Below are 6527 nucleotides of genomic sequence, written 5' to 3' on the forward strand. Positions count from 1 at the left end.
AATTAGTATTAAACCAGTTAAATAACAGCAGTTTATTGATCTTTTATTGAATTTTAACTTTCAAAATGAACATCATAATATTCCGTATTCTTTGGAATGCTAAGTCAAATATTATTCGAATTTTTGTTTTTTGACTTAAGATCTCATTTATTGAGTGTTCTGTTAAGAGACGCGTTTGCGTACAGGTATTGGTGGCGTAACTATCAAGCGAATTAGAGTCATCCTAGAGCCTGTTATTCGTTTTATGTTATTTATCAAAGTGACTCCTCAAATTGAGAGCGAAGTAATCTTGTGAATTTTTCGGTTTGATATACTCAATATTCATTCGATAAAGATGATGGAGATGATATGTCGAAAACCGCGAAGATCATTAATGAAGATAAGCTGGTAAAAAAAGCAGTTGAAGTCGGTTTTAAGATGGCTAAGCTACAAGGTTTTGATTTGCCAAATTCATCCCAACCGATAAAGGTTAAAGCGGTGTACTTGTTCCTTGTTGAAGTCAATCAGATCACACCGTTACCGGACGATAAGCTTGATGGCGCGAACATCAAGAAGCGTTTAGCACTCTGGCTTCATAAGGCACTGCCGGACAATGACCCGCTGAAGTAAACTTGTATTACCTCATTTTTTATATTTGAAACCTAGCGATTTTTCGCTGGGTTTTTTGCTTTATGGAGCAGTAAAAATAGCCTCTTGATATCTCCTAAGCCTAACTTCATTCACAGATTCGCCAACCTTACCTGCCCATCAACATTAATGCGCATCATCGGTTCATTAGTTGCCTCAACGTATTTGTGAGCATTAAGTACGAGGCTCCAAACTTGACAGCTTGGATCTTACTAACAACTATTAAGTTGATGATTTTCAATTCGTAATCCATCGATTTACCGAAGTTGAATGATTAAGAGCATCGGTGTGGATATTCATTATGACGTTTAGTCTGACTGAACAGGATAAATAGAAAGGAAATTCCTCTTATGATGTCTTTACTGTTTTTGTTGTTACTTGTGGCGATGCTATGCGCGTTTTTCGATAAGAAGACCGCTGCTTATGGCTTTTTTGCTAGCTCAGTGATCCTAGGTTTGTATTGGTTTAACCATCATGCCACCGACCCACTATCGATCTTATTGTAAGGAGTTAGCATGAATCGAAATCAGTTAACTCTCTTGAATACACTGGGCTTGCTGGGTATGACAGCCGTTTTGTTGATCGGCTTTATTCTTCAGTTTGTTCTTAATGAGTTGCCTTGTCCGTTATGCTTATTACAACGTATTGGCTTTGTGATGGTGGCGTTTGGCTTCATGTTGAATGTGGTTTATGGGCCTCAATCTCGCCACTATGGCATCGTCCTAATTGGTGCTTTATATGGTGTTGCAACCTCCCTAAGACAGGTCTCATTACATGTGATTCCCGGAACTCCGGGTTATGGTAGCCCCATCCTCGGGATGCATTACTATACGTGGGCTTTTGTTTTGTTCACGGCCACTATCTTTGCGGTTGCTGTGATCTTGATACTAACGAATAAGACAGAGACTCAAGAACCATACAAAATGAGCAATCTAGGGCGTATTGCGTGCTTACTGGCAATCGTTGTGGTTGCGCTCAATGCCATTGCTACGTTTACTGAGTGTGGGCCTTATCAATGTCCTGATAACCCAGTGAGTTATTGGTTGCTCAATTAACCGACTCATTAGAGTTAGCAGCGAAAACAAAAGCCACAGCATCTGCTGTGGCTTCGTTGCTATAGAATCAAGCGAACTTGTCCTTTCTAGAACGTTAGCGCTTAACGATTCACCTGCTCAACAACCTCGCGTGTTAGGCGCGCGATCTCGTCCCACTTACCGTTTTCAACCAGCTTCTTGTCGACCATCCATGTACCACCGCAGGCTAATACTTGAGGCACTGCTAAGTAGTTATCGATGTTTGATGGCGTAATGCCGCCTGTAGGCATTAGTCGAATATCGCCGTATGGGCCAACGAGCGATTTAACCATGCTGATCCCACCAGATGCTTCTGCTGGGAAGAACTTCAAGGTTGTTAAGCCCATCTCTAATGCCGTTTCAACGGTGCTTGGATTGTTCACACCTGGAATGATATCGATGCCGATCTCTTGGCATGCTTTAACTGTGTTCGGATTAAAGCCCGGTGAAACCACAAACGTTGCGCCCGCTTCTTTTGCTGCGAGTGCTTGCTCACGGTTCAAGATGGTGCCCGCGCCGATCAGCATGTCAGGCTGAGCTTCTCGAAGCAGTCGGATAGCTTCAACAGCGGCGTCTGAACGGAACGTAATTTCAGCGGCGGGAAGCCCATTCTCAGCCAATACTTTGCCTAGAGGGATAATATCCTCTGCGTTATCAATGGCGATAACAGGGATAACTTTAAGTGCGTTTAGCTGTTCGTTAATTGTAGACATGTGTACTTCTTAATATCAGTTTGAAAGAGTGTCGGTGATGGATTTTGGGATGATTGCGCCATTATGTTGAATCACCAATCTGGCTAATGCATTACCTTGATGGCAGGCTTCTTCAATAGAACCTCCAGCGAGATAGCAAGATAAGAAACCGCCGTTAAAAGAGTCGCCAGCAGAGGTGCTATCAACCACAGTCTCGACAGGTGTCGTTGTGATTTTTACTGGCTCATTTGCGGGGTTTTCGCTGATCAAGCAGCCTTCAGCACCAAGCTTGACAACAACGGTTTTGACACCGAGCGTATGCAGCCTTGTTATGGTGTCTTGTGGCGTTTGATCGCTCCACAACAGTTGTTCATCATCGAATGTGACTAGGGCTATATCGGTCGTTTTATAGCCTAATAGATAGCATTCTTTAGTTGCGGCCTCTGAGCTCCACAACTTTGGTCGATAGTTACTATCAAAGGCGATGGTAACGCCATGTTCACGTAGGCCTTCGATGATAGTGAGTAACTTTAACTGATCGCTGTGTGGCAATATCGCGAGGGAAATACCACTCAGAAACACCATATCAACATCGTGAAGTTGGTTGGCTATCTTATCGAAATCGGGGTGCTGTACCATGTAGCGAGCCGCCGAATCGTTGCGCCAGTATAGGAAGGTGCGCTCACCAACATCGTCGAGTTGAATGAGATAGAGCCCGGGTGAACGCTGCTCGTCAATAAGCACGAATTCGGTTGATAGTCCTTCATCTTGCCATCGGTTAAGCATCTCTTGGCTGATAGCGTCAGAGCCAAGCGCCGAGACATAGCTTGTTCGTATCGCTGGATTCGCAGTGTTATTGCAGTTCATGGGATTGCTAACCGCAGCGCTGCGGTTCAAGTAGATTGCCGCGTTTAATGTGTCTCCACCATAGCTTTGATGCATGTTGCCAAATGGAGCCCCATTCAGTTCAATCATGCACTCACCGATGATTGCGATGTGGGTCATAATATAGCCTTAGAAAGGAAAGGTTGGGTTTGTTCGTATTGAGGAAAGCATGACCATAATGAGATATGGTCATGCTTTTTCGATTCTAATCTTACGGGAGTGAGACTAGCCGATTACTTGTTGTCTAGTTTTACGAACAACATCGTTAGGACGAAAGACAGTGCAAATACACCCACCACGCCCATCAGTGCTTGAATGAAGTTTTGCGTACCGCCTGCAAGGTAAGCTGGCAAGCTGAATACAGAAGAAAGAATGTAGCTTGTTAAGTGCGTATCGATTGTTACCGAGATAGCACCGAACACGCCTGCAGCCAAGCTCGCGGTCATCATCGCTTTGGTGTATTTCGTGAGTACACCAAATAGAGCCGGTTCCGTGATGCCTAAGATAGCGGTAACACTTGAGCCCATCGTAATTGAAGATTGCTCTTTAGAAACCGTTTTACGTTGCTTGTGCCAGATAGCCATTGTCGCGCCAGCAATTGCCATGTTACCCAAACACATGATTGGCATAAGTAGATCCTTACCATACAGTGCAAAGTTGTTCAGGCTGATTGGCGTCATGCTGTGGTGGATACCAAATACGATGGTGATCGGGCGAGTTAGACCAAACACAAAGCCTGTTAACGTCGGAGAGATTTCCAGTAGTGAGCTCATCACCCAACCTGCGCCATTACTTAGCCAGATACCAGCAGGGCCAACAAATGATAGCGTGATGGTCGAAGTTACCGTAAAGGCAAGCAGTGGTGTAAATACAGGCTTCGCAGAAGAAGGAACTAGGCGGTCAACTAACGGAGTCACTTTAGACAATAACCAGATTGCTAGAATCGCAGGAACAATCGCGCCGCCGTAGTTGAGCAGCTCAATAGGAACCACGCCAAGAACGGTCAGCTCCGGAGCAGCGCCTGCGTCTTTTAGCATTGTTGCTTTATCAACAAGCAGAGGCGCTAGCATTGCTGAAGAGACAGCAAGCGCAATGTATTCGTTTACTTTGAATACCTTAGCGGCAGAGAAAGAAACCAGCATAGGTAAGAAGAAGAACACAGCAACAGAGATCGAGCGGAAGAAATAAACTGTGTCTGAGGTTTCAGAGATAACATTGGTTGCAATAAGACCAGACAACAGGCCCATCAACATACCCGCGCCAGCGATTGCGGGTACAACCGGACCAAAGATGCCTGCGACAATACGCATCACGCCTTGGAACAGCTTGCCTTTCTCTAGTTCATCAGCCGGATTAGCGTCAGCTTGTTGAGTGTTTGATAGCGCGTTGAACCACTTCTCGACCTCAACACCGATGATGACTTGAGTTTGGCCTTGTTGAAGTACCACACCTTTCACATCTGCGATCTGCTTGATTGCTTCTTCGTCTACCAGCGACTCGTCTGCTAATTTGAATCTCAGCCTTGTCATACAGTGCGTGATACTCACGATATTGTCTTCACCACCAAGTGCAGTGATTAATAACTGTATATTTTCTTTGAAATTTTTCTTCTTCGATGATGACTTCGAGTTATTAATAACGGCATCACTTTTTTCTACCATTTGCATACTACACCTGTTATTGGAATATATTTAACTCGAGCAATCATAACGACAACCAATTTAAATCCAACGGAGTAAAAAGAGATCTCAATCACACTTAAAATCCGAAAAATTATTTTTTCACCGTTTTTGGCCAATTGGTATGTTTTGGTTATCAAAAAAAATCACTTAACGTACCAATTATTTTTACGCAAAATTAGCGCTTGAAATGTGGTTTTTAAAGCGGTTAGATAATAGGAGTTGACTTAAGTTTAGGTTATTTAATTGTGAAAGAAACTATTATATCTGATATCCATTGTATTATTACTAAACCAGACAGACACAACCTCATTACCGTGGTAGTTGAAACGAATGAAGGCGTGACAGGGTTTGGTTGTGCGACATTCCAACAAAGACCGCTTGCTGTAAAAACAATGGTCGATGAATATTTAAAACCTATTCTTATTGGTAAAAACGCCAATAATATTGAAGACTTATGGCAAATGATGATGGTCAACGCTTATTGGCGAAATGGCCCTGTTATCAATAATGCAATTTCCGGTGTTGATATGGCACTGTGGGATATTAAAGCCAAATTGGCGGGTATGCCGTTACACCAGTTATTTGGTGGTAAGTCTCGTGATGCTATTCCTGTATACACACACGCGACGAGCGACACGATGGAAGGGATTTATGAGCTGGTGGAATCTTTCCTAGACAAAGGCTACAAGCACATTCGTTGTCAGCTTGGTTTCTATGGCGGCGTTCCAACGGATTTGCATACCACTCAAAACCCGACTGAAGGTTCGTACTACGACCAAGATCAGTACATGGACAATACTCTAACGATGTTTAAGTCGCTGAGAGAGAAATATGGTAACCAATTCCATATTCTTCATGATGTTCATGAGCGCCTATTCCCGAACCAAGCGATACAATTTGCGAAGGAAGTCGAGCAATATAAGCCGTATTTCATTGAAGATATTCTGCCGCCAAATCAAACGGAATGGTTGGATAATATTCGCAGCCAGAGCTCAGTTTCATTAGGTTTAGGGGAGTTATTTAATAACCCTGAAGAGTGGAAATCATTGATTGCTAACCGCCGCATTGATTTCATTCGTTGCCATGTTTCACAGATTGGTGGTATTACCCCAGCTCTGAAACTCGGCCATCTATGTCAGAACTTCGGTGTTCGTATTGCATGGCATTGCCCGCCAGATATGACGCCAATTGGCGCAGCGGTAAACACGCATTTGAATGTGCATTTACACAATGCTGCCATTCAAGAACATGTCGAGTACAACGAGAATACACACAAGGTATTCCCGAACGCTGCAGAGCCAATTAATGGCTACTTATACGCTTCTGAAATCGCAGGTATTGGTGTTGAAATCGACCGAGAGGTTGCAGCCGAGTTCCCTGTTATGTATCGCCCCCACGAGTGGACTCAAAGTCGCCTTCCTGATGGCGCGATTCATACCCCTTAACTCGTATTTTTAATATCAAATGGTCGCTATAAGCGGCCATTTTCTTATTTAATATACTTACCAGATATTACGTATTATCTGGTAAGTATATTTCTAGTATCATTAAATTAATAATATTAGATG

7 protein-coding genes are annotated in these 6527 nt (G+C 43.4%); 4 read left to right on the top strand and 3 right to left on the bottom strand.

Features of this window, described 5'->3' with window-relative positions:
• The first annotated feature begins 348 nt into the window (after window positions 1–348).
• From AB4517_RS20035 to AB4517_RS20045, 3 genes are all read left to right on the top strand, one after another.
• On the top strand, window positions 349–609 hold the full coding sequence (locus AB4517_RS20035; protein WP_017061084.1) for a DUF5062 family protein: 261 nt from the start codon (window positions 349–351) through the stop codon (window positions 607–609).
• A 368-nt stretch (window positions 610–977) separates the two neighbouring features.
• The gene (locus tag AB4517_RS20040) at window positions 978–1133 is read left to right on the top strand and encodes a DUF5993 family protein (protein ID WP_017061085.1); all 156 of its coding nucleotides are present in this window, start codon (window positions 978–980) and stop codon (window positions 1131–1133) included.
• A gap of 9 nt (window positions 1134–1142) precedes the next feature.
• Window positions 1143–1682 (top strand): disulfide bond formation protein B, encoded by a 540-nt coding sequence (locus AB4517_RS20045; protein WP_372149597.1) that lies wholly within the window; start codon window positions 1143–1145, stop codon window positions 1680–1682.
• A 101-nt stretch (window positions 1683–1783) separates the two neighbouring features.
• On the opposite strand, the gene AB4517_RS20050 is transcribed toward AB4517_RS20045, so the two are convergent.
• The 3 genes from AB4517_RS20050 to AB4517_RS20060 all read right to left on the bottom strand — a co-directional run bounded on the left by AB4517_RS20050 (window position 1784) and on the right by AB4517_RS20060 (window position 4944).
• Window positions 1784–2413 (bottom strand): bifunctional 4-hydroxy-2-oxoglutarate aldolase/2-dehydro-3-deoxy-phosphogluconate aldolase, encoded by a 630-nt coding sequence (locus AB4517_RS20050; protein WP_372149599.1) that lies wholly within the window; start codon window positions 2411–2413, stop codon window positions 1784–1786.
• A 15-nt stretch (window positions 2414–2428) separates the two neighbouring features.
• Complete coding sequence (locus AB4517_RS20055; RefSeq protein ID WP_372149601.1) at window positions 2429–3397, bottom strand: sugar kinase; 969 nt, start codon at window positions 3395–3397, stop codon at window positions 2429–2431.
• Between the two features lie 113 nt (window positions 3398–3510).
• Window positions 3511–4944 (bottom strand): PTS transporter subunit EIIC, encoded by a 1434-nt coding sequence (locus tag AB4517_RS20060; RefSeq protein WP_017068132.1) that lies wholly within the window; start codon window positions 4942–4944, stop codon window positions 3511–3513.
• A gap of 260 nt (window positions 4945–5204) precedes the next feature.
• On the opposite strand from AB4517_RS20060, the gene AB4517_RS20065 reads away from it, so the two are divergent.
• Window positions 5205–6404, top strand: coding sequence for an enolase C-terminal domain-like protein (locus AB4517_RS20065; RefSeq protein WP_004732372.1), 1200 nt, complete (start codon window positions 5205–5207; stop codon window positions 6402–6404).
• Window positions 6405–6527 lie beyond the last annotated feature (123 nt).

The sequence above is a fragment of the Vibrio sp. 10N.222.52.C3 genome (assembly GCF_041474195.1).
Classification (GTDB): domain Bacteria; phylum Pseudomonadota; class Gammaproteobacteria; order Enterobacterales; family Vibrionaceae; genus Vibrio; species Vibrio crassostreae_C.

Excerpts from the sequence above, each read along its gene's own strand:
- AB4517_RS20050 (WP_372149599.1), bottom strand. The coding sequence starts at position 2,413 with ATGTCTACAATTAACGAACAGCTAAACGCACTTAAAGTTATCCCTGTT.
- AB4517_RS20060 (WP_017068132.1), bottom strand. The coding sequence starts at position 4,944 with ATGCAAATGGTAGAAAAAAGTGATGCCGTTATTAATAACTCGAAGTCA.
- AB4517_RS20055 (WP_372149601.1), bottom strand. The coding sequence starts at position 3,397 with ATGACCCACATCGCAATCATCGGTGAGTGCATGATTGAACTGAATGGG.
- AB4517_RS20045 (WP_372149597.1), top strand. The coding sequence starts at position 1,143 with ATGAATCGAAATCAGTTAACTCTCTTGAATACACTGGGCTTGCTGGGT.
- AB4517_RS20040 (WP_017061085.1), top strand. The coding sequence starts at position 978 with ATGATGTCTTTACTGTTTTTGTTGTTACTTGTGGCGATGCTATGCGCG.
- AB4517_RS20035 (WP_017061084.1), top strand. The coding sequence starts at position 349 with ATGTCGAAAACCGCGAAGATCATTAATGAAGATAAGCTGGTAAAAAAA.